Raw genomic sequence first — 24,236 nt, forward strand, 5'->3', positions numbered from 1 at the left:
GTAATCATCATGTACTACCTAGGCATCGATGTCGCCAAGCGTCAGCACACGGCTATCATCTTGGATGACCAGGGTCAGGTGATCCATCGTTCCTTCACCTTCCACAACGATCGGGCAGGCTTTGATCAGCTTGTCACCGAGATCAAAGCTTTGCCTGCACCCGTCACCATTGGCCTGGAAGCCACAGGGCACTATTGGCTGGCCCTTTACGATCACCTCACCCACCTGGACTACACCGTCCTGATCCTCAATCCTTTGCAGATTGCTGCATACCGCCGCACCGGCATTCGCAAGCGCAAAACCGACCGCCATGACGCTTATTGGATCGCCGACTTTGTGCGCATCGGCGGTGGCCAGCCCTGTCACGTGCCCCAGCAGATCATCCTGCAGATCCGCGAACTGACCCGCTTCCGTTTCCGCCTCGTCGAGCAGATCGGCGATTGCAAACGCAAAGCCATCTCGGTCCTGGACCGCGTCTTCCCGGAGTACGAAACCTTCTTCTCGGACCTCTTCATCCACACTTCACGACGCCTGCTCCAGGAAGCGGTCACCGCCCAGGAGTTCGCCGACTTCCCCCTCGATGAACTACGTTCCTTGCTCACCTCCGCCAGTCGAGGACGCTTTGGTGTGACTAAAGCCCAACAGATCATCGCCACTGCCGCTCGATCGGTCGGCGTCTCCTTCCTCGCCGATGCCGCTCGCCTGGAACTCCGTTGCCTGTTGAACCAGATCGAATTCTTGGAGGCCCAAGTCACTGACGTGGATGCCGCTCTGGACGCCTTGCTTCAACAGACCGAACAATATCTCACCACCATCCCCGGCGTCGGCCTGGCCTCAGCCGCAGCTTTCCTGGGAGAGATCGGCGACATCCACCGCTTCCCCACCCTGGAAAAGTTAGTGGCCTACGCAGGCATTGACGCCACCGTTTACCAGACCGGCGAGTTCGAAGGCGACCAGGCACATATGAGCAAACGCGGCTCCCCTTACCTGCGCCATGCCTTGTGGCTAGCGGCAGCCATGGCGCGTCAATATGACCCGGAACTGAAAGCCTACTACGAACGGCGTCGCGCCGAAGGCAAGGCTCACGGTACTATCATGGGAGCCATCTGCCGCAAGCTCCTTGCTCGTGTCTACGTAGTGCTACGGGAAAACCGACCCTATGTCATCCGTACTTTGTAAAGGTGCTGATTTGACTTTCTATAGCAGGTCTTTCTGCTACGCAGTGCTCCATCGGTTCTCACCGACTTGCCTCTAGTATAGCAGAGGAATATAAAGAACTGATGAAGAATCTGTCAGGATGCGGTTAAGTTTGGCTTCTATCTGTGGAATAAGTCGCTATTCGCGCGACTACAATGGTCGCTGCATAGGAGTACTTTTTCCTCTCAATCCATCCAGCGGGATAAGGTGCGTGTTGCCAGTGAGAACATAACCAGTGTGAAGATGGCCAGCACGCCCAGATCAAGCGCGGTTACAGGTGATGCACGCCCGTTGAATGCTGCTTGTAACACTTCGACCGCGTAGGTCAGCGGCAAGGCCCGGGCCACGATCTGCAGAGCGGGTGGCATAGACGATAAGGGCACGAAAATGCCGCCTAGGAACATCATGGGGAAGCGAATGAAATTTGCCAAGGTCTGCGCCTCGAAGACCTCTCGCACCGCTACCGAGACAAACGCTCCCAAGGCTGAAAAAGCCGCTGCGGAAAGCAGCAACCCCGCGACAAGCAGAGGCCAGTGGATATTGCTAGTGCCGAAAGCGGCCAATGCGACGCATAGCACGAACGCCGTTACCGTCAGCCCGAAAGCCATGCCGCCCAACAGTTTGCCTGCCAATAAGGCTGGCAGGCGCACCGGGGCTAATAGCAGCCGTTCCAAAGCACCGATACGTCGCTCGAAGACTATGACGATGGCCTCCATAGAACTCGTGCCGAAGAGGGTGGTCAGCGCTAACAGACCTGGCACTAGTTGCCGCAACTCGCCCGGGTTGCGAATGGCGAAGGCTAGTACGAAAGCGAAAGGAAAGAGGATCCCCCAACTGATATTGGGCGGCTTGAAGTAGTAAGCCCGCAGGTCTTTCAGGGCGATGTACCATATCCCACGCAGGTCATCCGCTAACATTGGACCCTCCTTTGGCGCCTTTCTCAACCAGCATAATCTCTGCGCTCAAGCCGGTCAATCGAACGAACACATCCTCGAGCGTTGGGCGAAGTGTGTTGGCGGCCAGTATACGTCGGCCACTGACCTCCGCTTGTGCCAGCGCTCTGCGCAGCGCCACTTCCACATTGTCACCTTCAAGGCGCAGGACCTCGACATAACCATCACCGTCGCTCAGCGTTACTTCGACTACCGTCTGGTCCTGCGCCTGTGCTTTTAAGACATCCACTGTGTCCAGTGCCACGACGCGTCCCTGGACGATGATGGCAATACGGTCGCACAACCGCTCAGCCTCCTCCAAATAGTGGGTGGTTAGGAACACAGTGACCCCTTCGTCCCGCAGCCCGGCGATCATCTGACGCAAATTGCGTGCGCTCATCACATCCAGCCCGCTCGTCGGCTCGTCTAAGAAAAGGAGCGGTGGGCGGTGGGCCAACGCAGCAGCAACGGTAAGTGCCCGTTTCATCCCCCGCGAGAGTTTAGCGAAGGGAGTGTCCCGTTTCTCGCCCAGACGGAAATGCGCCAACAGTTCCTCGGCGCGGGCTTTGCGTTCCCGACGTGGCACACCATACAGTTGCATGGCAAACACCAGGTTGTCGAAGGCCGAGAGTTCGTCATACAGATTGGACATCTCTGGCACGACGCCGATGTATTTCTTGATGCGCGTCACATCCGTGGCCAGGTCAAAGCCCAGAATATGTGCCTTGCCCGCAGTAGGGCGAGTCAAACCAGTCAGCATGCGGATGGTAGTTGTCTTGCCGGCGCCGTTGGGCCCCAGGAAGCCGAATATCTCCCCCTGGCGCACATCGAAGTTGACGTGATCTACGGCCAGCACGCCGGAGCTCGGCGGGCCGTATACCTTGGTCAGGTTACTCACTTCTATCGCGTAATTCATCGGCTGATTACCTCCACATCAGAAAGTCACTCAAGAGATCGCCTTCTGCCCGTAACTGCGCTCGCCGAAAGTGCTCCGTGCCGAGAAACAGATGTTGTCGCTCTGGTGGAGCCGTCAGGATAGGCGATCCTCCCAGTTGGGTGCGGTGACAGCGGATGGCCGCCAACTTCTGTTCCCAGACCGGGCTCACGTCCACGGTCAGGGTGATCTCCCCATCGGGTGTGGCGTGAAGGTGAGACAGCCCCAGGGCCTGAACCACGGAACGCGGCACGGCCAGGTGGTAGAGCGCGGTCGGTGCGGCGGATCCCAGGGCGGCTGCCCGCTGGAAGGCCAGTGCCGTCCAGCGGCTGACGGCGATATGGTCGGGGTGGCCGGAGAGGCCGTCCGGTGGCCAGGTGAGGAGCACCTGGGGCCGCAGTTCCCGGACAATCACCAGCACCCGCTCCACGGCCTCTTCCTCGTCCACCTCGGCCAATGTACCGTCGCGGTAGTCCAGCAGGCGAGGCGGTTCAATGCCCAGAGCCGTACAGGCACAGCATAGTTCCTGTGCGCGTACGGCAGGCAATTCCTCGGGTGTACATAGTGGTGGGTCCCCGCACGAGCCAGCCTCGCCTCACGTGGCGGTGAGCACTTGTACCCGCACGCCCCGCTGGGCCAGCAAAGCCAGAGTACCGCCACAACGAGATGCCTCGTCGTCGGGGTGGGCGAGTATGGATAGTAGGGTTGGGAATCGCACCATGATACGATCACATTATCCTCCCGCAGACTTAGAAGCCTGCGGGAGGATGATAACTCTTTACGGATGTGCGGTGCACTCCCAAGGGGGCTGCACATCCATTATCTTTCACTATTTGCTCGCTTTCAGCTCAGCGATGCGCTCTTCCACCGCCTTGGCTTCTTCCTGGAGGGCCTTTAGGTATTCCTCCAGGCGAGCGATGCGCTCATCGCGAGTGGAAAAGCGTCGCCTGAAGGGGAAACGAGGCCCCCAGGGGGTAGGAACGCAGCCGCACCAATCACACCAATTGGCGTAGTGACCACGATGACTGTGATATTCACTGTGTCCGCACATTTCATTCACCTCCTTTCGTCACCGTGGAAATAAGCCTCGTACTCGGCCAGGAATCGATCCAGCCGCTCCCGAGTGCGACGAATATTCACTGCCCGGGCGTGAAGGTATTCCACTCCCTCCGGTGTCACCTTGTACAGCCGCCGTGCAGGGCCACTCCCCTCTGTATCCCATGACGACTGAACTAATCCCTCCTCTTCCAATTGCCGCAAAGTGCGGTATAAGAGACCCGGATCGGCACTAGGAGAGTCCTCGTCCTGAGCCAAACGTTCCATTAGCTCATAGCCATGGCTTGGCTTCTGTAATAGGAGCAGGAGCAGCCAGGGCTGCACAAAGCCTCTTATCCGTCGCCGTGGTGGACAGCAATGTCTCTCGTTAATTTCCCCTTCGTGTTCCCGGCACATGCTTGGCCTCCAAATTGAGTAGATAATATCCTATATATGACTTATACCTATATTGTACTGCAAAATCCCGAGACTGTCAAATTCCTGGGTGGGGCGCAGAGAACAGAGGCTACCAGGCGGCATCTGCACTTTGGATCCAATGCTGGTTGCTTATCGCCGAGCATCAGGTCCATCCTCGCTTGTGCGAATGACCTAATGCGTTGGCTTTTCTTTCAGGGCCTTTTCGATGGTCTCGACGATAGCCTGTGCCACTTGATCGATTTCCTCAGTAGTAAAGGCCAGGCTGCTGAAAGGCCCCTGCTTGTTTATGTGCAGATCCGTCTCCAAGTTCAGGTAGACATCCGGGGCGATGCCTATCCCTGCCAGCAATTGACGGGCACACTCGTTGTGACAACCATCAATTACGATCAACGTTTCTATCCGCCGCACTAGGACAGATTGCCGGGGCACTTGGTTCAAAACGGCTGGCAGCGAGCAAACACCCACCAACTCACTGCCGAGCCGTTTCACCACTTCTAGGGCGGCCATCCCAGTCAGTGAGCCGGTGTTAGAACCACCACTAAAGCAGGCAAAAAGCCCCACTTTTGGTAATATTCCTTGCTGTTTCTGCAAATCCATTTTCTCGGCCCTCGGTGTGTGATAGGGAAGGTAAGTGAGCACACAAATCACGGTTTTCCACTGTTGCTCTGTCGCGCTCTAAAGCGGCAGGGCGTCATATCGCCCCCTCTACAAAAGTCACCTGGCAATCACCCGGCAGGAAGATACCTGCCGCCACCTCCATCGCCTTCAGTATCGCAGCGGGCACAATGCAACTGTTGCGGCATACATGTTCGGTAGCCAGCCGATAAACCCGTGTCTCGATCAGTGGGCAGGACATATCTTGGGCCACGTCCACCTTGCCCAACGCCTCGGCCAGGGCTTGGATATGCTCACAAGTGCTCGTGATCTCAAAGGTGACATGTGTTGCATCGGTCTTGCGGGCTTCGATCGTAGTTTCCTGCCCACACTGGCCGGCTTTAACCCAACAGAATGCCACATCTACCTCCGTGAAAACTCGGAGCAATTTGCATGAGCGACAGATTGCTTACCCCGGCGCTCAGAGCCTGGTGTGATCCAACACTGAGGCGGTCACCAAATCTGGATTCCAAAGAAAGCGGTGATAAACTTCACTGCGACGTAAAGGAAGTACACGCCGAAGAGCAGTTTCAGTGTTGCGGGTCTGAAACGCTTGATAAGGGAGGCTCCTACCTGAGCGCCAATGACGATACCCGCTGCAATAAGCAGGCCTGTAGCCAAATGCACAAATCCCTCTGCGAGTTTGATGCCACCGCCGATCACTGTAAGGGGGATCATCGTCGCCAGAGAGGTGCCCATGGTGATATAGACGGGTGCGCCGAAGAGGTAGATCAGTCCCGGAACCAAGGCGTAGCCTCCGCCCAGGCCTGCCAGACCGGTAGCGATCCCGACTATGAAGCCAAAAACTGCCATCACCCAGCCCGAACCCGGAATCGCCCCTCCCTCCCCTTTGGGTGCGGCGCGCTGGACGATCCCTTCGTAGACCATCCGAAGCGCGGGCCAGAGGAAGATCAAGCCGAGGATGAGCCCTAATAGTTTCGCCTGATGCGAGAGTACTGTGAACAGCCACGAACCGAGCAGGACGCCGAGAGTACCGCCGGAGCCCAGCCGCAGAAAAGCACGCACATCCACGTTTCGGCGGACGATGTGGCCATAACCGCCCGAGAGCGCGGTGAAAACCACAGCGAAGAGTGTGGTGCCGACGGCAATTGGGGCAGGATAGCCCATCCAGAAATGGAGGATTGGCAACACTACGCTACACCCGCCTGTGCCGATTAATCCGCCAAGCAAGCCGGCAAAGAACCCGACCACAATGAGCACTATGCCTTTCCCTGCATTCATCGGCGCCACGCCGGGGGCAGTGCCAATTCCCGTTGCCAGCGTCCACACCGTCAGCACGGCGATAATGAGCACCAGCACCACGGTTGGGATTTGCTCATACCACCATGGTGTTGGTTTATCAGAGGATATTCGAGGCTTCATTTTCTTCCCCTTTCTGTTTGTTATCGTCTGCTCACCCAAGCAGTATCAGGTTACAGGAGTCGGCTCAGGGCATCTTCGCCTTTCATCCCTTCGGCCACTCCCAGTTGCTTGGCTTGAGCGGTGCAGGATTCGATGGGCGCGCTCAGTATTTCCTCAAACGAGGTGATACCCTGTACTCTGGCAGCCGCAACCCCTCTTTGTTCCAAGGCGACAATGTCAAAGTTCCGGCACACAATCATCCCCTTGTTCCCAATCAAGACGATGATCGTCGCTTTCTCAGGATTCTGAGGGTTTCCGATGCGCACGCCCACGGCTGTACTTGTGGAGACCTCGACGAATTCAATCTGTATATTTCCCGCCATTTCATCCTCCCTCCTGGCCTACTGAAATTGAAGGCTTCTGGTGCCGTTCTCTAGCGACACTGGGAGTCTCTTTTACTTAATGGGGGTTTGTTACTCCAATGCCTCCTTAGCAATCTTCTGGGCGATGCGATGTACATCCTTTTCGTCAAAGTCGAGGGTGGGTACTTTCTCCACCCCCTCCTTGGCGATGACCGTCTCGTAATCATAGGGGATGCCCAATTTCTCCAACACCTTGCTGGCGCAGCGATTCCCACAGCCGTTGATGACGATGAGTTTCCTGGCCCGCTTGGCAATGTCCACGTGGACCTTCGACTCGGCGGCTATGGCGGTGGTACAGCACATACGTGCCGCTTCTTTAGAGTTCGTCAATTCAACGGCTACTGCGTGACCCACCTGGCCCACACTGGCTGCACCGTCACAAGCCAGGATGATATCCAGGTTTTCAGCTTCTTTGGCGCAGACGGGTAATAGCCTGATGGGTGCTTCCGTTACTTCTGCCATTTCGAATGCCTCCTTACTTTTGTCTTTATATGACTTACTCACTTATTATACTCAACCTGTCAAATCGCTCCTCCATAGCAACGTTGGACTTTGAACTCCGGGGAGAGGGACAGTATAATGAAATTGCAGATCCGTGTATTTCTTTTGTAAGGCCGGGGAAAATGGCAGCAGTAGATCCCTGCTCGCATGACAACGCTCGCCAAGGCGGGTCAAAAATGGAACGCATTACATCGGAGGAGCCAACTGCAGGGGCAGGCCTCTTGCGCGCTGTCCCCTACTTCGCCTGTCTTGATGGCAGTGACCTTGCCGCTGTGATCAGCGTGGCAAGCCGCCGAGAGTACGATCAGGGTCAGATAATTTTTCTGGAGGGCGAACCATGCGCCGGACTGTTCGCAGTAGAGTCGGGACACGTCAAAGTGTTCAAAGTGTCGCCGGAAGGGCGGGAGCAAGTGTTGCATGTTCTGGGCCCAGGGCAGACCTTTAATGATGTGGCTGTCCTCGACGGCGGCCCCAATCCAGCCAGTGCGGCGGCCCTGGAGCCGACAGCCCTGTGGGTCGTGGACCGGAACTCGATGCTGGCCCTGCTCCATCAACACCCCAGCCTGGCCGTGGCTGTCATCGAAAACTTGGCTACCAGAGCACGCCATTTGGTCTCTCTTATAGAAGACCTTTCTTTCCGCAGCGTGTCGGCCCGTTTAGCCCGGCTGCTGTTGCAGCAAGCCAGTGAGGGCGAACGCAGCCTAGAACTGGGGCGTCGCCATTTGATGACCCAGGAGGAGATGGCCGCCCGGTTAGGCACGGTGCGAGAAATGGTGGGGCGCTCGTTGCGCAGTCTCGAAGACGAGGGGCTAATCAGGATGGAGCGCCACCGCATTGTCCTCCTCGATGTGGATGGTCTGCGAGACAGAGCGATGATGTGATGTGTGAATGAGACTAAAGTCACAGACGGGGGGCCGTAGAGGCAGTATAATGAAAATGCAAGCCGAACGGCCCCATTTTCACTGTAGGGAGATGTGGGATGGATGAGGAGATAGTTCTGCCGGTCATTGATCCGCTCAAGTGCGATGGCTGTGGGGTGTGTGTGACTGTCTGCCCGAGCGGTGCATTGGCCATTGAGGACGGTAAGGCAGCGATCGTGCACCCCGAAGCATGCCAATACGATGGCGCTTGTGAGGCTTTTTGTCCTGCTGGGGCGATTGCCCGCCCTTTCGAAATCATCATTGCAGGAGATAGGGGTCGCTAAATATATCCGGCTATGCACTTCAGGATACCCCTCACCCAGAATTCAGGAAGGAAAGAAGGATGATACCGACAGAAGTACTCAAGCATGAACACGAGATTATCCTGATGGTCCTAGATGCGGCTGAACGCGAAGCAGGCCGCGTTCAGGATAGCGGCAAAGTAAATGCGGACGCACTCGACAAGATGGTTGACTTCTTCAGGAACTTCGCCGATCACTGCCATCATGCCAAGGAGGAAAAGCAACTCTTTGCCAAGATGCGGGAACGGGGCATGCCCGGCGATAGGGGACCGATCGCGGTGATGCTCCTAGAGCATGACGAGGGGCGGCGGCGCGTGAGGGCGGTAGCCGAGGCACTCCCACAGGCCCAAAAGGGCGATTCGCTGGCCATTCGTTCATTGCAGGAGAATTTGTCAGCCTATGTTCAACTCTTGCGGGCGCACATTGACAAGGAAGACAACGTTCTATACCCCATGGCGGACCAACTCTTCACCCCAGAGGATCAGCGAGCATTAGCCGAGGCTTTTGAAAAGATCGAAGCCGAGGAGGTGGGGGAAGGAGTGCACGAGAAATATCACCAACTCGCTTATGAACTTGCCGAAGGATAGGGGATATTAGTGGTTAGTCGTCAAATTGTCAAAATCAACGAAGATCTATGTAACGGCTGCGGCCTCTGCGTTACCCCCTGTGTTGAGGGCGCTATCGCGATCGTGAATGGGAAAGCCCGCGTGATGAATGAGGAGTTGTGTGATGGGGCAGGCTTTTGTTTGGCGGTTTGTCCGACTGGGGCGCTCACCATCGAGGAGCGACAGACAGTTCCCTTCAACAAAGCGACCGCTGAAGAACAGCAGAGATTCCGAAGTCCAACTTACATTGCCCAATCGTGCTTCCGGTGTGGCTCGACCGAGGAACAGGCGGTACTTTTGCCGTGTCGCCGACATGGGGAGAGCCTCTGGGTTTGCACTCGCTGCTTGCCATATCTGATCCACGGATGAAGTTAGAAATATGTGGGTCCTTTTAGAGGTATGTTAGCATGGCCTTGTATAAGGGATGTCCGGGAGCGATCACTATCCGCGAAGCATCGCCAGAGTACGTGATCTGTCCCCATTGTGGTCAGGAGACAGAACTCTGGTCTGATGAGAGAATAGGCCATTGCCACCATTGTGGCGCTCCTCTTCTCCGCGAGGTGGGATCATCCTGTATTGACTGGTGCGCCTATGCGAAAGAATGCATAGGCGAAGAAAAATATCGACAACTGAAGGAGAAAGGCGCGGGGCCGTGACCGTTGTGCCTTTGTATGACGAATTCAGCACCGATTACGACCGTTTTGTGGATTGGGAGGCGCGGCTCTCATCCGAACTGCCCTGTTTCGAAGGGCTCTTTGCCAGATATGGAGTGCATCGCGTGTTGGATGTGGCCTGCGGAACGGGGCATCACGCCATCGCTTTGGCGCAACGAGGCTACGATGCGGTCGGTGTGGATCTCAGCGAACCGATGATAGAGCAAGCGCGAAAGAACGCCATCCGCGCTCAACTCGATGTGGTTTTTGTCGTTGCCGGCTTCGGTGAATTGGCAGAGAAAATAAGCGGGAAGTTCGATGCTATCATTTGCTTGGGCAACAGCCTGCCCCATCTGCTCAGCAGAGAGCAGTTACATCAGGCCCTGAGCGATATGGCCGTTATGCTTCGGCAGGGAGGGGTGCTCATTCTTCAGAATCGGAACTACGACCGTATTTTGGCAGAGGAGCAGCGCTTCATGCCTCTGGAGGCACGTGCTGAGAGTGATCGGGAATGGTTGTTCCTACGAGTGTTGGACTTCGGACCGCCGGAACATGATGGCTTGCCTGGCCTGACTTTTCACATGCTAACCGTCCACCGTCAACGGGGGCAGTGGGCTTGTAACGTTCGCTCAGCGAAGCAACGCCCTATTCTTAGTGCCGAACTTGCCAATATCCTTCCAAGGGTAGGCTTCGGTGAAACGAATTTTTACGGCGACTACTGCCTCACCCCATATCACCCTCAGAGAAGCACTGACCTCATTGTAGTAGCCCGCCGAGGGCAAGAAAGTCGGAGATAGCCTGCAGTAGTGCCTCGGGGCGTTCTTCCTGTGGCAAATGACCACATTCTGGGATAACTACTAGGCGTGCGTCCGGTAGTTCCCGGGCCAAGCGGATACTGTGCTCAGTGGGTACAATGCGATCCTGATCCCCGGTGATAACTAAGACGGGAATCGTGATCTCCTCCAATTGTGCCGACAAGTTGAGAGGATGACTAGCCAGGGTGAATTCCCACAGGGCACGATCCCAATCCTCCGCCTGCAAGGGCTTTTTGTAACCCGCTAGGATGTCTGGACTAACTTTCGTCTGATCGTGCCAGGCTAAGCGAATGGTCGTTTCGCCGCCTGTGGCAATGGAACGCACTAGCAATGGGCCCAGATGGCGTGCCTGTGGTGTGTGCAATAGCGGGCGTAACCAAGCGGGTATGCCATCTCCGACGTAGATGGCCGCATCGACCAGAATCAGTGCCTGAACTCGTTCTGGGTGACGTAGGGCGGTCAGAGTGGCCACCGAGCCGCCGGCAGAGTGACCAACCAGCACGGCGCGCTCTACACCCAATGCATCCAGCAAAGCAACGGTTAGATCAGCCTGATATTCAGGGCTGTAGGGGTTCTCGCCTGCCCATTCCCCTGGCATAGGGCGAGCAGTCAGACCAAAACCAGGGCGATCGAAGGCGATGACCGTCCCCCATTGGCCCAGTGGCGTCATGACTTCCCGCCAAGAAAAAATGCTGGCTCCAAAGCCGTGCAGGAGCACCAGAACCGGCTCCCCAGACCCTGCAATTTTGACGTGCACGCGCAGACCGTTGACCTCGATGAACTGACTATCGGGGTCAGCCAGTTGCTCTGGTGCCTGGGTGCCCTCCAGTGGTGGCACAGGGATGAAGAAAGGGCCGACAAGTACGACGGCCAGCAAGAAAACAACTATGAAGAGTACGGTGCGGATGCGTTTTGTCCTTTTGGTAGACAATGAATGCACCTGTAGACGGGAAGAGATGTGGCAAAATCGTTAAGCGGGAGGCCTTGTGCCCCCAACTGCTCAATGGAACCCCTTCTTACCACCCTTTCAAAGCATAGTAGTCATCTAACATTTTCCGCAATTCTTCCCGGGATAGTACCTTTTGCTCAGGCTCCAGTGGTTCCTTATGGAACCGTTCTGGTAGAGCGTCGTCTGCTGGTGTCATTCCCTCCCGCAAATTAAATTCGCGAGCCCGAGTGGTGATATTGCGGGCCATGGCAGCAAGCCCCTCTTTATCTAACTTGAGTCCCGTGAGCACGTAGATGACCTGCGCCAACTCGTCCCACCCGATCAGGTCGCGGTAGAAACGGCAGAAAATCAGTGTGTCGAACAGAGTATGTCGGTCCTCAAAATCGGTCAGGATCTGTGCCTTGCCTTCTATAGCGTCCGGCTCGATCACCCCGGATAACTCGGCCTTATACACCGTTGCCCGCAAGTGACAGGCCCCCCGATCAGACACAGCGTAGGCCAGCCCCATGCCCTTCAATACCCGTGGATCGTAACCCGCCGGTTCCAAACCTTTAACGTGCACAGCGATGTCCTCCAACCCAAGCGCCGCACTGGCTGCCCGCACTCCACCCGACAGCAACTTGCCGATGCCCTCCTGGCGGGCTATCTTCTCCAGCAGTTCTGCCGCTCCCTCGGCGTCGCCGTAATCTAACGCCGGCTTGAACACACCTCGCTGCGACGCTTCCATCACTAGAGCAATTACGTTACCGGCAGTGATTGTGTCCATGCCCAGCCGGTCACATAGTTCATTCAGATAGATGATCTCTGCCAAGTCACTTATCATACAGAGTCCACCGAAGGCGTAGATCGTTTCGTATTCCGGGCCTTCAATGCGCAAGCCGACATGTGGGCCATCAGGCACAGTAGATATCTTCCCGCAAGCCATGAAGCAGCGGTAACAGGCATGGCTCCGAACGTCGAAGCGTTCCAACAGTTTCTCGGCGCTGATTTGAGACCAATGATCCACCCGGCCCTGCGACCAATAACGGGCCGGGAACCCGCCCACCTTGTTGAGCGTGGCTACCAATCTCGGTGTGCCGAACTCGCGATAGGCTTGGGCTCCGGGGTCTTCCCTACCTCGCCGCCGCAATGCGGCATCGAAAGACTGGACCCCCGCAGGGTCGTAAAAGGTCGGCTTGGCTTGCCCATGAAACACGACTGCCTTGACCTTCTTTGAACCCATCACCGCGCCCATGCCAGTGCGGCCAGCATGCCGCCAGTAATTGTTGTTCACCAGCGCAAAGGGCACCAGGTTTTCCCCCGCCGGGCCAATCACGATGGCTTGCGCCCCCGGTACAGCCACGTCTGCCTTCACCCGGTCCTCGGTCGCATGAGTATCCAGACCCCACAAGCCCCTCGCGTCTCGGAACCTCACTCCTTGGTCACTAACCTCGAGATAAACCGGTTCGGATGAAGCACCCTCTAGCAGGATGGCATCGTATCCCGTGGCATTGATTTGCGGGGCAACGAATCCGCCGGCGTAAGATTCGCCGTATAACCCTGTGAGTGGCGATTTGGCGTAGAGGCCGTAGCGACTGGCAGGGGCAAGGCCGGAACCAGTTGCTGGGCCAGTGGCAATGATGAGGACATTTTGGGATGAGAGGGGATCTGCACCTTGGGGCACGTGTTGCAGCAAAAGATATGTTCCCAAACCCTTGCCGCCTAAGTATGCTGCCAGAATTTCATCGGGTACAGGCTCAACGGTTGTTTCTCGAGTGGTCAGATCGATTCTCAAGATACGGTTGTAGAAGCCGTGCATTCCCCTACCTCCCAGTAGACGCTGCTGCCGCAGGATCGAGTTTGCTGTCAATCGAGATGACGAGATAGGCGCTTGCCTTCGAGTGAATCATCGAACCTTTGGTGTCATTGCGGGTTCGCGCGGAAGGGGCATACTATTTCTAGGGAAGATTTGGTTCTTAAGAGCGGTTCTTCTTATTCACCGCAGGGAGGTAATTCAGGATACTTCGTCTTCTGGCTTGGGCCACCACATCAAGTTCCCGGGCCATAGCCCCCGCCGAGATCAGTTTTTCTAACGCTGCCAACCACGCACCGGACTCCACTGGGCTGTGTAAAACGTATCGTCTCTCAACCCGTATTGCTCCCTCTTCGGGACATACCACTTGACAAGCCCCGCAGTAGAGACAGAACCGCTCATCGAGGAGCACTTCTCCCTTCTTGAGAAGCAAGGCGTCGGTGGGGCAGATGTCCACACAAGCCTGACAGCCTTTGGGGCATCGCGTCCGATCCAGATACACGCGCCCGGCCATGGGCTTGGTCACTGAAATAGCCCCCTCTGGACAAGCGACTTCACACTGCATGCAGTAAATGCACCCCTCACGGTCAATGCGCACGTCTAAGATAGTTTTCACGCGCCCTCGGGAGTCCGTTTCAGTCTCCACTTGGATGACCTCTGGCGGGCAGTTCTCACGACATGCCAGTTTACAACTGGGGCGGCAAGCCGCTACGTTTACGCTGATCTCTTTGACCAGGGAGGGGAAAGCCTCATACTCCAGCACGGGGATCTTGGGCTCACCATCTACAGTGATCCGCAGTGCGTTGGTCGGACAGAGGACCACACATTCGCCGCAAAAATTGCACTTGCTCTCGTCAATATCAATGCTTGGGCGCACTACCAGTCGGCCGTTCTCCACATTTCCCCGTTGCAATCTAACGGCTTCTAATGGACAGGCCGCGGAGCATATATCGCAGCCCACGCACTGCTGGCGTAGCCATTCTAAGCGGTGGGAGCGAGTGATCATCCGACGCTCTAAGACAAAGCCGAGTCCAGTCTCTTGTTTGGTAGTAATGCCGCGTTTCACTGTTCACTCCTCAGACCAAGACGTAGTTTGTATAGGGCGTTGGCGAAGTAACAACGCGCGCTATCCCAACGGTTGGTTGATACGTCTAGTACTCGCGTGGTAGGCCCTCCAATTCGGCATAATTGAATATTGGGCCGTCCTTGCAGACATAGAGCGGGCCAACGTTACAACGGCCACATTTGCCAATGCCGCATTTCATGCGCCGTTCCAGCGAAGTATAAACCCTTTCTCTCGGGAACCCCAGCTCATCTAACACGGGCAGCGTAAAGCGGATCATGGCCGGAGGGCCACACATCACTGCATAAGTATTCTCTGGGCTGGGTGCCACTTCCTTCAGAACTGTGGGCACAAAGCCGACCCGCTTCGTCCAGCCAGGAAATTCTGTGTCCACGGTCAAATGCATGCAAACGTCCGTTCGTGCCTCCCAGCGCTCCAGTTCTTCTTTGTAGAGGAGCAGGCCGGGCGTCCGTGCCCCATAGATCACGCTGATCTCTCCGAAGCGGCCACGTTGCTCTGGTTCCAGCATATAGACCAGGAGTGAGCGCAAGGTGGTGAAAGCGAACCCACCCCCGATGATAATCACGCTGTGATTTTCGAAGAGGTCCAGTGGGTAAGCATTTCCTAAAGGCCCCCGCAACCCGACCTCATCGCCCTCCTTCAACTGGTGAAGCGCTTGGGTAACCAATCCGGCTTTGTTAACGGTGAAGCGCAGGGTGCCCCCCCTTTCCGTCGGAGAGGAGGCGATACCTAGGGGTGCTTCTCCCTTGCCAAAAACCGATATCTCGCAAAATTGCCCTGGCATAAAATGGAATGCTGCCTCGTCACTCGGTCTGGTGAAGGCTAAATCAAGGCTTTTCTGCATGCCATCCTCAGTCTCAACGAACACCCGCTGGACACGCATAATTATGGGCAGATAAGGGTTTTCCATTGCTGGGTATTCCTGTCTGGGTTTATCGCGGATTGATATGGTCATGTTGCTTTCGCGGCGGTGATAGCGCCTAATATTTCTCGGATGTCAATATTGACTGGACAACTGATCACACACCGTCCGCAACCAACGCATCCCAATGGCGCACCACCCATCGCCATGTAGTTAAACTTGTGCATAACTCGCTGGCGCATCCGCTCCCGACCAGTAGGTCGCGGGTTGTGCCCCGATGCCTCCAGTGTGTAGACAGCGAATTGACAACAGTCCCAGTTGCGGACTCGTTTTCCGGATGTCGCGTCGCATACCTCATCTACGATGTCGAAGCAATAGCAAGTTGGGCAGACGTAAGCGCAGACGGCGCACCCTAAGCAGCGTTCCTGGAGCGCTTGCCAGATGGGCGCCTCTATCATACCGCCCAGGGCTGACGGCAGGCTGGTTGTATCCGGGAGAGGCGCCATTTGTTTGCGGGCATGGGTGGCTATCCGTTTGGCATCACTGCGCTCTTTTTGGGTGGCTTCGCGGAAATGCGCGGTGCTCAGTAAAGCCTCTCCTCGTGGCGTGAGGGGTTCGGCCAGGTAGCGATCCCCGAGGTCAGTGAGCAACACATCGGCCCCCTCTTTGCCAAAGGGATCTCCCCCCACGGCAGTGCAGAAACAGGTGCTTCGGGGAACGTTGCATCCTAAGGCTACAATGGTCGTCCGTCGGCGCCGGTTCACGTAATAGACGTCTGGTTTTTCCTCCGTGTCGAACACTCGGTCCAGGATGCTAACGGCGCGCGCATCACATGGACGTACGGCCAGCAACACCCTATCTTTCGCCACGTCCTCTATGGGCTCGAGTTTCACATGGCCGTTGTTCATTTCATAGCAGAATAGCGTCTCCGTTTGTGGTAGAAAGACCCCTTTGGCCGACGTCGTGGTATTTGCATAATGCCACTGACCCTCTTTCGGCTCGCGGATTTTCTGAAATGTGATGGCCTCTCCTGCCTCAACCGGTGCATATACTTCGTAGTCTTCTATCAACTTAGCGACGAAGTCTGGCCACTTCTCTTTGGCAATGATCTTCATGTTTTCGGGGCCCCTGCTTCTATTTGGGTAGCGATTTCGCGTTCCTTATCTGATTGGAAGGTAGCCAGTGGTGGAACGGCCTCGGGATTCAATCCGGTCTCGAATTCGAAGAGCTCGCGCACGTCTTCATTCAATCGAGCCATCAGGTACACGAGTTTGATCCCCATCGGGCAAGCGCGCTCGCAGGCGCCACAAGTCACGCAGCGTCCTGTCTGGTGGTAGGCTCGCACTATATGCCAGAATTGCAGGCCACTCGGGGTGACACCAGTCTCTGACCAGCGGGGCATCGTGTGGTCTACAAAACACTCGTTGCAATAGCACATTGGGCATGCCTCACGGCAAGCGTAGCAACGAATACAGCGTTCGGATTCCGATGCAAAATATGTCCAGCGTTCCTCGTGGGAGAGGGACTCGAACTGGTCTGTGAGAATAGACAGGTCTCCTTTTGACTCCACCGGTTTGGCTACGAGCACGTCGTAGATCACTGGGTTGGGATATTCGCAGGCTTGGCAAGAGGAGTGTAGATACTTCCTGCGCGGCAGAATCATCTCGAAGTCCTTTCCGCGCGCGAAAATCCTCTGGCCTTTCACCTCAACCTCTGTGATCTCGCCAGGCACCGCCTTAGCCACTTGACGGCTATCTACCATGCCGTTGCAAGGCACACCAATGATGAAAATCCGATCGCGATCCACTTGCCGCTCTGCCATAAGGGCGACGATCGCTCGTGTGTCGCAACCCTTGGCCACAATGCCTACCCTCTGATCCCTTACCTTAAGCAGGTAGCGAGCTAGATTATTCTCGCAAAAGCCGTTCCACACTAGGGTTTCTACATCTTCGGGCCTGCGAATAAAGGTCGGCCTTGCCCGGAGAGGTAGAGACCCCTTCTCGAAGCCGATCACAGCCTCAACCTCGCCGCTCTCTAACAAGCGGCGAGCCTCACTTTGAATTCTCCGTGTGATATCCGCCATGCTAACATACTCTTCGAAAGCGCTGAGATTGACCTAATTGGCTCAGATTTTCTGTCATACTCTGAATCAATCTTGGGAACTGATGTCGTTCCGCTTCGTTGACCCAGGCGAATTGAATCCTCTCCGGCTCAATACCCACGTATTCCAAAAAACGTCGGAGAGTGATCAGCTTGCGCTCGCTCAGGTAATTCCCGTCTTTGTAATGACATTGTCCCGGATTGCACCCTACGACAAGAACCCCATCCCGGCCATTTTGCAGCGCGTTGAGGATGAAGAGTGGATTCACCCGCCCGGAACAGGGCACCCGAATAACTCGAATGTTTGGGTTCTCTGCCACACGATCCACTTCCTCCCGATCACTGGGGGTATATAACGACCAGTTGCAGAGGAAAACCAGGAGGCGAGGCTGCCATTCGCTCTCTATGCTCATCGTGTGACCTCCACTGGAATCAGCACCCGCTCACTCAAGCCCCGAATTTGAGCGATGATTTCGTCGTCACTGAAGTCAGTTACATCAATCGCTGCACTCCGACAAGAGGCCCCACACAACCCACAGCCCATGCACAGCGTGGCGTTCACCTGGGCCACCTTTTTCTCTTGCCCCAAAACCCGTTTGGAAACCAGTTCGATGGCATCGTATGGACAAACTTCCACACACACGCCGCAGGCGGAGCACACCCGTTCATTCACTTGTGCTGGGGTCCGCCACGGTCGTTTTCCCTCGCGAATGGCGATGTTGCGGATCGCCCTCATTAACTCGGAAATGCGTACCCCTTGTGGGCAGCGCTCGTAACAATTATCACAGGCTGAGCAGAACCAGACCGCCGGGCTAGCGAGAACCTCATTTCGTAGGCCCAAGACTATCATACGCACAATGCGGCGGGGGTTATAGTCCGCATTCCACCAGCGAATGGGGCAGGTAGCCACACAGGTGCCGCAGGAGAAACAACGCCACAAGTATTCGCCGCCGGGTTCAGCCGCGACCTCTGCTGCAAAGCCTGGATCGTAGCGGTTTGATTTCAGCATGTTGGCATCCTCAGGCGGGCACTAGTTCTGGCTCTTTGGTGACACCTAATACCTCGGCCACCCCGGGCACTTCTGGCCATTTTCTTAGCCGCCGATCAAGTTGTGGCCGCGCTGCCTCGTTCTCCCGGCGGATGGTCTCCGGGTCAAAAGAGCGCAGTGTGGCATCCATCTCCGTGATGACCTGGGCGTATTTCTGGCCTTCGGCAGCGGAAATCCACTCCACTCGGAAGCGCTGCGGGGATATGCCCATTGTTGCTAACTGTTGTGCCAGGCGCTCGAAACGCTTGGCTGCATGGTGTTGTCCGGTGATGTAGTGGCAGTCCTGCGGATGGCAGCCGGAGACCAGCACCATGCCCGCGCCGCGGCGGAATGCTTCGAACACGAAGTCCGCATCCATGCGCGCCGAACACATAACCCGGATACCCCGCGAGGTGGGTGGATACTGGAAATGGCCCGTGCCCGCTGAATCAGCACCACCGTAACTGCACCAGTGGCACATGAAGGCCAGTATCTTTTTCTCCGGACTCTCGGCCAAGAGGGCGTGGATTTGCGCCAGTACTTGTGCATCTGTAAAGTGCATTTGCGTGATGGCGTTTTGTGGACACTCCGCCACACATGCCCCGCAGCCGTGGCATTTGGCTGGAATAACCTCGGCGACCTTTCCGGGTTCGATGACGATGGCGTTATACGGGCACTTGGTAGCACAGATGCCGCACTTGTCGCCTCCTTCTGCACGGATGCACCTATCGGGCCATACACAAGCCACAATGGGCTCGATCTCCCAATAACCAGAAGATAACACTCGGCTGGCTCGCGATGCCGCAGCACTACCCTGGGCGACACTGGATGGAATATCTTTGGGCCCTTGTGCTGCGCCAGCCAGGAATATCCCTTCGGTTGGTGTATCAATGGGCTTTAATTTCGGGTGATATTCCATATAAAAGCCGCTGGGATCGCGCGGTATGGTCAGGACAGAACTCAATTCCTCTGCGTCCGGACGGGGGATCGCTGCGGTGGATAGGACCACCATCTCGCTCTCCACTTCCACCATCTGCCCCAGGCTGATATCCTCAGCCCGGATGAGCAGGTTCTTTGTCTCTGGGTCCTCGATGATGGCCGAGGGTCGCCCTTGGATAAAGCGGATGCCCATATCCCGCGCCCGTTGATAGAATTCCTCATATCCCTTGGCTGGGGTACGGATATCCATATAGAAGATAGCCACTTCCATATCCGGGTATGTGGTCTTAAGGGCGATGGCGTTTTTGATAGTGTACATACAACAGAACCCAGAACAATAAATATGGTAGCGGCTGTCCCTGGACCCAACGCATTGGACAAAAGCGATGCTCTTCGGCGTCTTTTTATCCGAAGGACGTATGACTTCGCCGACTGTGGGGCCACTGGAGTTAGTCAATCGCTCCAGTTCAAGGGCCGTCAGGATGTTCTCGTACCGCCCATAGCCATATTCTTCCAGAGGTGTGGGGTCGAAAACATTGAAGCCTGTGGCCACCAGGATAGTCCCGACGTCTAGATCTATTTCTTCCTCTTTCTGAGAGAAGTCAATGGCATCCAATTTCCCACACGCTTCCACGCATTTGTAGCACTTGATGCAGTGGTCCATATCAATTGCGTAGACTAGGGGGACCGCCTGGGCGTGGGGGACGTCAATGGCTTTGCGGGGAGCCGCGTTGGCCTCAAATTCATTGGGTATCTCAATGGGACATGCCTTGGCACAAAGGCCACAACCATTACAACGGTCGGCTATGACGTATCGAGGCCTCTGGAGCACTTTGACCCGGAAGTTCCCTATGAACCCATCAACTCGTGTTACCTCTGCATTGGAGAGGATTTTGATGTTGGGGTGACGCGCCGCGTCCACCATCTTGGGGGCGAGAATTCATATCGAACAATCCATGGTGGGAAAAGTCTTGTTCAACTGGGCCATCCGGCCACCGATGGTGAGATCTTTTTCCACCAGGTAAGTCTCAAACCCCATGTCACCCAGGTCAAGAGCAGCGCTGATGCCAGCGATGCCGCCACCAATCACCAAGGCCCGTTTGGTAATGGGGACTTTGATCATCTGTAGCGCTGTGAGGTAGCGGGCTTTGGCCACCGCGCTGGCGACCATATCCTTGGCCTTGGCCAATGCTGCTTCTGGCTCGTGTGTGTGCACCCAGGTGTCTTGTTCCCGGATGTTCGCCATCTCCATCAAAAAGGGATTTAGCCCCGCTTCGGCCACGCATTGCCGGAAGGTAGGCTCGTGTAGGCGGACGCTGCACGCTGCCACCACGACCCTGTTCAGATTGTGTTCCGCGATGTCCTTTTTGATTAGATTCTGTCCGGGGTCACCACAAAGATACAAGTAGTCCCGCGAGACTACCACATCGGGTAAAGTGGCTGCATACTCAGCCACTTCTTTGGGAGAGATGACCCCACCGATATTCGAGCCGCAATGGCAAATGTACACACCAATGCGAGGTCGCCCATTTTCGCTCATATCCCTACCTCTCTCGGAATTCATCTCACAACAAATCCCCGCAGGGAGATTACGCTTACTACCTCAACTCCAGGTAGTAATGTGTGGTAATCCACCCTCGCGCGGATGAAGTTTTGGACTTATAGCAACTCTTTCAGTAACTTGGCCACCGCTTCACGGCGAGACTTCTGCGCCACAATATCAGGCGTGGACAAGCTCAGAGCCTCCTTGGGACAGTACGCCACGCACTGCGGTCCCTCCTGATCGGCGCAGAGATCACACATTGCCACGACCTTGGTGGCCGAGTCGAGCATGATCGCTCCAAACTCGCACGCCGAAACGCACCAACCGCACCCGTTGCACTTGTCTTTGTCCACCAAGATAGTGCCTGTCTCCGGGCTTTGCGAGAGGGCGTCTCTGGGGCAGGCGATGACGCAAGGCGCATCCTCGCAGTTGCGGCAGGAGACCGACATCATGACCACCGGCTCGATACGCACGACACGGATGCGGGATTTCAAGGGGTCGAAAACGCCCTCTTTCGTTGCCGAACAAATCAACTCGCACGTTTGGCATCCGACGCATTTGTCGGGATCACAGACGATGTATTTGTGTACCATGTTCAGACCCCCACTTCCTCGGCTATATCTTCCAGTCCCAACTCGATTAACTTTTCCTTCGGAATCAGCCCGTCCTTGGTCCACCCGCGCGCTTCATAATAGTCATCAATTCCAAGGCGCAGTTCTTCTGGAGTGACATAATGTCCCTTGGCGGGCCCGTCGGGAATGGGCTCCTCGGTGAAACGTGGCGGGAGCCAGTCGTCCTGTTTGGTCCAACCCTCGCGGATGTTGAAAGCCTTCTTTAGATTGCACACCCGCTCGCCTAGCGTTCGGAGGTCGTCCGGCGTCATCTCAATGCCCGTGGTCATTGTGTAAAGTCGAGAAACCTCAGCGTGGAAATCTTTGAAGCAGCCGCGCAAGAATTTGCAGAGCATGACGATATCGTAGAGAGAAGCGTATTCTTCCTTCTCTTTGACGATTTTTCCTCGACCTTTCTCCATCTTGAAGCGGTCTACCTCACCCTTGATATCCGCCTCGTAGGCCAGCGAACGGTTGTGACAGCCGCCCCGCGTGCCCACAGCCAGGCCGACGGCAAAGGTCTTCAGGCTGCGAGGGTCATAGCCGCACATCTCAAGCCCCTTGACGTGCATGGCCCATTTCTCGCTCCCCTTGCCGATCTCGGCAGAGGCCCGTTTAACGCCCTCGGCCAAGACATCACCGATGCCATCGCGATGGGCGATCTTGTCCACCAAAGCCACGGCGGCCTCGTGATTGCCGAACTCCATTTCCAGGCCGTCGAAATCTCCTTTGGTCAGGACACCACGCTGGTAGCACTCCATAGCAAAGGACACGGTGACGCCCGTGCTCAGGGTATCCATTCCGTAATGGTCGCATTGGTCAGCCAATTTGATGATGGCGGGGAAGTAATCAATGCCACAATTTGGCCCCAGTGCATAAAGGGTCTCGTAGTCAATGGAAACCCGAGCGCCTGTATATGGCCCTTCTGCTACTGAAGTAACTTGTTCGCACGCGATAGCGCACCCTGAGCAGGCCACGGCCTTCTCAGTGAAGTGTTCGTGCATGTATTCGCCGCTGACCTTCTCGGCTCCCTCGAACGTCGTCTGCTGGAAATTGCGGGTGGGGAGCACGCCAATCCGGTTCATGGCCAGAACGTTGGCCGGAGTCCCCAGGATGCGGTATTTCTCCGTCGCTGATCCCTGCGCCAACTTGATCAGAGGCAAGCAGGCTTTCTTCAAGCCCTCTAGATCCGCCACCTTGATAGGATGCGAGCCTCGGATGGCGATCGCTTTGAGGTTCTTGGAACCCATCACTGCCCCATTGCCGCAGCGTCCTGCCTGACGCCCGCGGTCATTGCCTATACTTGCAAAGCGAATTAGATTTTCGCCCGCGACGCCGATGCTTGAGACTCGTACCGTCTCATCACCGATCTTCTGGCGGATTAACTCTTCGGTCTCAAAACAGCCTTTCCCCCATAAGTCTGCTGCGTCTCGGAACTCGACCAGATCGTCGTCAATGAATATCCAGGTTGGCTTCTCAGCCCGCCCTTTGATCACGATCCCGTCGTATCCGGCTCGCCTCATAGTTTGGGAGAAGTAACTGGAGGCCAGCGAGTCGGCGATGAAACCCGTGAGCGGGGACTTGGATGCCACCCCGTGTTTCGTGCCGACCGGCACAATGGTGCCGCCGAAGGCACTACATGCGAAACACAAGGCGTTATCGGGGCCTAAAGGATCAACGCCCTTTGGCGTGTTGTCGTATGCCAAGCGCGTCGCCAACCCCACGCCTCCCACATACTTCTTGAGGAAATCCTCGTGAATGTGCTGCACCCAGCTCTTCTTAGTCGTTAGGTCAATGTGCAGGATTCTGCCCGTATACGAATACATTTTATCCTCCCGCTTCTTGAAACATTAGGATCAGTTTTTGTCCCTCTTGGACTTGTACGTCCAGGCTCTGCGCCGGACGTTTCCCGTCAATGACGAAAAAATAGGGTGCTACGAATTCGTGGGTCTGCGGTGCGAAGACCTGCCCTATCAATACCGGATATCGGTTCGTCAGTGCCGTCACCACATCGCGGAGGGTAGCTCCTTCGCTGACCTCAATCTCTACCGCCTTCTCTTGGGTCAGGCGTCGGGCGAGGCCGAACATCTCCACAGTGAGTTTCACTCTAGAGATCACCCCCTAGCCCATCCGCTGTGCCATATAGTGGGTCAGATCGGCGACGCGACAAGAATAGCCCCACTCATTGTCATACCAGGCAACCACCTTCACCATGGTCTCACCGATGACAGCGGTGGTGCGACCATCCACAATAGAGGAACGGGTATCGCCTTTGAAGTCCATGGACACCAGCGGCTCCTCCGTGTAGCCCAGGATGCCTTTCAGTTCGCCCTCCGCTGCTTCTCTAAACGCCGCATTCACCTCGGCCGCGGTAACCTTCTTCTGCACCTCACCTACGAAATCCACGATGGACACCGTGGGGGTGGGCACACGTAGCGCCAAACCAGTGAACTTGCCCTTCAGTTCCGGGATGACCAGAGCCACTGCCTCGGCAGCTCCAGTGGTGGTGGGGATGATGTTGAGGGCCGCGGCCCGGGCACGGCGTAGGTCTTTATGGGG

29 protein-coding genes and 1 pseudogene are annotated in these 24,236 nt (G+C 56.1%); 6 read left to right on the forward strand and 24 right to left on the reverse strand.

What is annotated here, in order from left to right:
• The first annotated feature begins 9 nt into the window (after window positions 1–9).
• Window positions 10–1,179 (forward strand): IS110 family transposase, encoded by a 1,170-nt coding sequence (locus tag H5T64_03270; GenBank protein MBC7263361.1) that lies wholly within the window; start codon window positions 10–12, stop codon window positions 1,177–1,179.
• Window positions 1,180–1,382: 203 nt separating this feature from the next.
• Here H5T64_03270 and H5T64_03275 read toward each other — a convergent pair whose 3' ends face one another.
• The 11 genes from H5T64_03275 to H5T64_03325 all read right to left on the reverse strand — a co-directional run bounded on the left by H5T64_03275 (window position 1,383) and on the right by H5T64_03325 (window position 7,436).
• Window positions 1,383–2,114 carry an ABC transporter permease gene (locus H5T64_03275; GenBank protein ID MBC7263362.1) on the reverse strand — a complete coding sequence of 244 codons (732 nt, stop codon included), beginning with the start codon at window positions 2,112–2,114 and terminating at the stop codon, window positions 1,383–1,385.
• The gene (locus tag H5T64_03280; protein MBC7263363.1) at window positions 2,101–3,045 is read right to left on the reverse strand and encodes an ABC transporter ATP-binding protein; all 945 of its coding nucleotides are present in this window, start codon (window positions 3,043–3,045) and stop codon (window positions 2,101–2,103) included. The genes H5T64_03275 and H5T64_03280 overlap by 14 nt, the downstream gene beginning before the upstream one ends.
• Window positions 3,046–3,052: 7 nt before the next feature.
• Window positions 3,053–3,610: a PIG-L family deacetylase gene (locus H5T64_03285; protein MBC7263364.1), complete on the reverse strand. Its 558-nt coding sequence runs from the start codon at window positions 3,608–3,610 to the stop codon at window positions 3,053–3,055.
• 48 nt (window positions 3,611–3,658) lie between these two features.
• Window positions 3,659–3,784 (reverse strand): PIG-L family deacetylase, encoded by a 126-nt coding sequence (locus tag H5T64_03290; GenBank protein ID MBC7263365.1) that lies wholly within the window; start codon window positions 3,782–3,784, stop codon window positions 3,659–3,661.
• 108 nt (window positions 3,785–3,892) lie between these two features.
• On the reverse strand, window positions 3,893–4,114 hold the full coding sequence (locus tag H5T64_03295) for a DUF5320 domain-containing protein (protein MBC7263366.1): 222 nt from the start codon (window positions 4,112–4,114) through the stop codon (window positions 3,893–3,895).
• 5 nt (window positions 4,115–4,119) lie between these two features.
• Window positions 4,120–4,515, reverse strand: coding sequence for a helix-turn-helix transcriptional regulator (locus H5T64_03300; protein ID MBC7263367.1), 396 nt, complete (start codon window positions 4,513–4,515; stop codon window positions 4,120–4,122).
• A 192-nt stretch (window positions 4,516–4,707) separates the two neighbouring features.
• Complete coding sequence (locus H5T64_03305; protein MBC7263368.1) at window positions 4,708–5,133, reverse strand: putative zinc-binding protein; 426 nt, start codon at window positions 5,131–5,133, stop codon at window positions 4,708–4,710.
• A 94-nt stretch (window positions 5,134–5,227) separates the two neighbouring features.
• Entirely contained in the window at window positions 5,228–5,551 is a 324-nt protein-coding gene (locus H5T64_03310) for a hypothetical protein (protein MBC7263369.1), read from the reverse strand.
• 92 nt (window positions 5,552–5,643) lie between these two features.
• Complete coding sequence (locus tag H5T64_03315) at window positions 5,644–6,573, reverse strand: sulfite exporter TauE/SafE family protein (GenBank protein MBC7263370.1); 930 nt, start codon at window positions 6,571–6,573, stop codon at window positions 5,644–5,646.
• 50 nt (window positions 6,574–6,623) lie between these two features.
• Window positions 6,624–6,935: a DUF1805 domain-containing protein gene (locus tag H5T64_03320; protein ID MBC7263371.1), complete on the reverse strand. Its 312-nt coding sequence runs from the start codon at window positions 6,933–6,935 to the stop codon at window positions 6,624–6,626.
• 90 nt (window positions 6,936–7,025) lie between these two features.
• On the reverse strand, window positions 7,026–7,436 hold the full coding sequence (locus H5T64_03325) for a zinc-binding protein (GenBank protein ID MBC7263372.1): 411 nt from the start codon (window positions 7,434–7,436) through the stop codon (window positions 7,026–7,028).
• 215 nt (window positions 7,437–7,651) lie between these two features.
• Between H5T64_03325 and H5T64_03330 the strand changes: the two genes are divergently transcribed.
• The 5 genes from H5T64_03330 (at window position 7,652) to H5T64_03350 (ending at window position 10,752) form a co-directional block, all read left to right on the forward strand.
• Entirely contained in the window at window positions 7,652–8,356 is a 705-nt protein-coding gene (locus H5T64_03330; GenBank protein ID MBC7263373.1) for a Crp/Fnr family transcriptional regulator, read from the forward strand.
• 98 nt (window positions 8,357–8,454) lie between these two features.
• Window positions 8,455–8,679 (forward strand): 4Fe-4S binding protein, encoded by a 225-nt coding sequence (locus H5T64_03335; protein ID MBC7263374.1) that lies wholly within the window; start codon window positions 8,455–8,457, stop codon window positions 8,677–8,679.
• Between the two features lie 59 nt (window positions 8,680–8,738).
• Window positions 8,739–9,284, forward strand: a complete 546-nt coding sequence (locus H5T64_03340; protein ID MBC7263375.1) for a hemerythrin domain-containing protein — start codon at window positions 8,739–8,741, stop codon at window positions 9,282–9,284.
• A gap of 9 nt (window positions 9,285–9,293) precedes the next feature.
• Window positions 9,294–9,671: a 4Fe-4S binding protein gene (locus H5T64_03345; GenBank protein ID MBC7263376.1), complete on the forward strand. Its 378-nt coding sequence runs from the start codon at window positions 9,294–9,296 to the stop codon at window positions 9,669–9,671.
• Window positions 9,672–9,954: 283 nt separating this feature from the next.
• Window positions 9,955–10,752, forward strand: coding sequence for a class I SAM-dependent methyltransferase (locus H5T64_03350; GenBank protein MBC7263377.1), 798 nt, complete (start codon window positions 9,955–9,957; stop codon window positions 10,750–10,752).
• Here H5T64_03350 and H5T64_03355 read toward each other — a convergent pair.
• From H5T64_03355 to H5T64_03415, 13 genes and pseudogenes are all read right to left on the reverse strand, one after another.
• Window positions 10,712–11,677 (reverse strand): alpha/beta hydrolase, encoded by a 966-nt coding sequence (locus H5T64_03355; protein ID MBC7263378.1) that lies wholly within the window; start codon window positions 11,675–11,677, stop codon window positions 10,712–10,714. The two genes, H5T64_03350 and H5T64_03355, sit on opposite strands and share 41 nt — an antisense overlap.
• Window positions 11,678–11,786: 109 nt before the next feature.
• Entirely contained in the window at window positions 11,787–13,517 is a 1,731-nt protein-coding gene (locus tag H5T64_03360; protein MBC7263379.1) for an aldehyde ferredoxin oxidoreductase family protein, read from the reverse strand.
• A 157-nt stretch (window positions 13,518–13,674) separates the two neighbouring features.
• Window positions 13,675–14,577, reverse strand: a complete 903-nt coding sequence (locus H5T64_03365) for a 4Fe-4S binding protein (protein MBC7263380.1) — start codon at window positions 14,575–14,577, stop codon at window positions 13,675–13,677.
• A gap of 85 nt (window positions 14,578–14,662) precedes the next feature.
• Window positions 14,663–15,505, reverse strand: coding sequence for an FAD/NAD(P)-binding protein (locus H5T64_03370; protein MBC7263381.1), 843 nt, complete (start codon window positions 15,503–15,505; stop codon window positions 14,663–14,665).
• Between the two features lie 41 nt (window positions 15,506–15,546).
• Window positions 15,547–16,572, reverse strand: a complete 1,026-nt coding sequence (locus tag H5T64_03375) for a 4Fe-4S dicluster domain-containing protein (GenBank protein MBC7263382.1) — start codon at window positions 16,570–16,572, stop codon at window positions 15,547–15,549.
• A complete protein-coding gene (locus H5T64_03380; protein MBC7263383.1) occupies window positions 16,569–17,540 on the reverse strand; it encodes a 4Fe-4S dicluster domain-containing protein in 972 nt (323 codons plus the stop codon). The genes H5T64_03375 and H5T64_03380 overlap by 4 nt, the downstream gene beginning before the upstream one ends.
• 1 nt (window position 17,541) lies before the next feature.
• Window positions 17,542–17,970: a hydrogenase iron-sulfur subunit gene (locus H5T64_03385; GenBank protein MBC7263384.1), complete on the reverse strand. Its 429-nt coding sequence runs from the start codon at window positions 17,968–17,970 to the stop codon at window positions 17,542–17,544.
• Window positions 17,967–18,566 (reverse strand): 4Fe-4S dicluster domain-containing protein, encoded by a 600-nt coding sequence (locus H5T64_03390; GenBank protein ID MBC7263385.1) that lies wholly within the window; start codon window positions 18,564–18,566, stop codon window positions 17,967–17,969. The genes H5T64_03385 and H5T64_03390 overlap by 4 nt, the downstream gene beginning before the upstream one ends.
• A gap of 517 nt (window positions 18,567–19,083) precedes the next feature.
• Window positions 19,084–21,063: pseudogene (locus tag H5T64_03395) on the reverse strand (CoB--CoM heterodisulfide reductase iron-sulfur subunit A family protein).
• Between the two features lie 119 nt (window positions 21,064–21,182).
• On the reverse strand, window positions 21,183–21,659 hold the full coding sequence (locus H5T64_03400) for a 4Fe-4S dicluster domain-containing protein (GenBank protein MBC7263386.1): 477 nt from the start codon (window positions 21,657–21,659) through the stop codon (window positions 21,183–21,185).
• 2 nt (window positions 21,660–21,661) lie between these two features.
• Complete coding sequence (locus tag H5T64_03405; protein MBC7263387.1) at window positions 21,662–23,503, reverse strand: aldehyde ferredoxin oxidoreductase family protein; 1,842 nt, start codon at window positions 23,501–23,503, stop codon at window positions 21,662–21,664.
• Window position 23,504: 1 nt separating this feature from the next.
• Window positions 23,505–23,783, reverse strand: a complete 279-nt coding sequence (locus tag H5T64_03410; protein ID MBC7263388.1) for a MoaD/ThiS family protein — start codon at window positions 23,781–23,783, stop codon at window positions 23,505–23,507.
• A gap of 15 nt (window positions 23,784–23,798) precedes the next feature.
• Window positions 23,799–24,236: type I glyceraldehyde-3-phosphate dehydrogenase (locus H5T64_03415; GenBank protein MBC7263389.1), on the reverse strand; the 438-nt coding region annotated here is incomplete at its 5' end.

Source organism: Chloroflexota bacterium (genome assembly GCA_014360825.1).
Lineage (GTDB): Bacteria > Chloroflexota > Anaerolineae > UBA2200 > JACIWT01 > JACIWT01.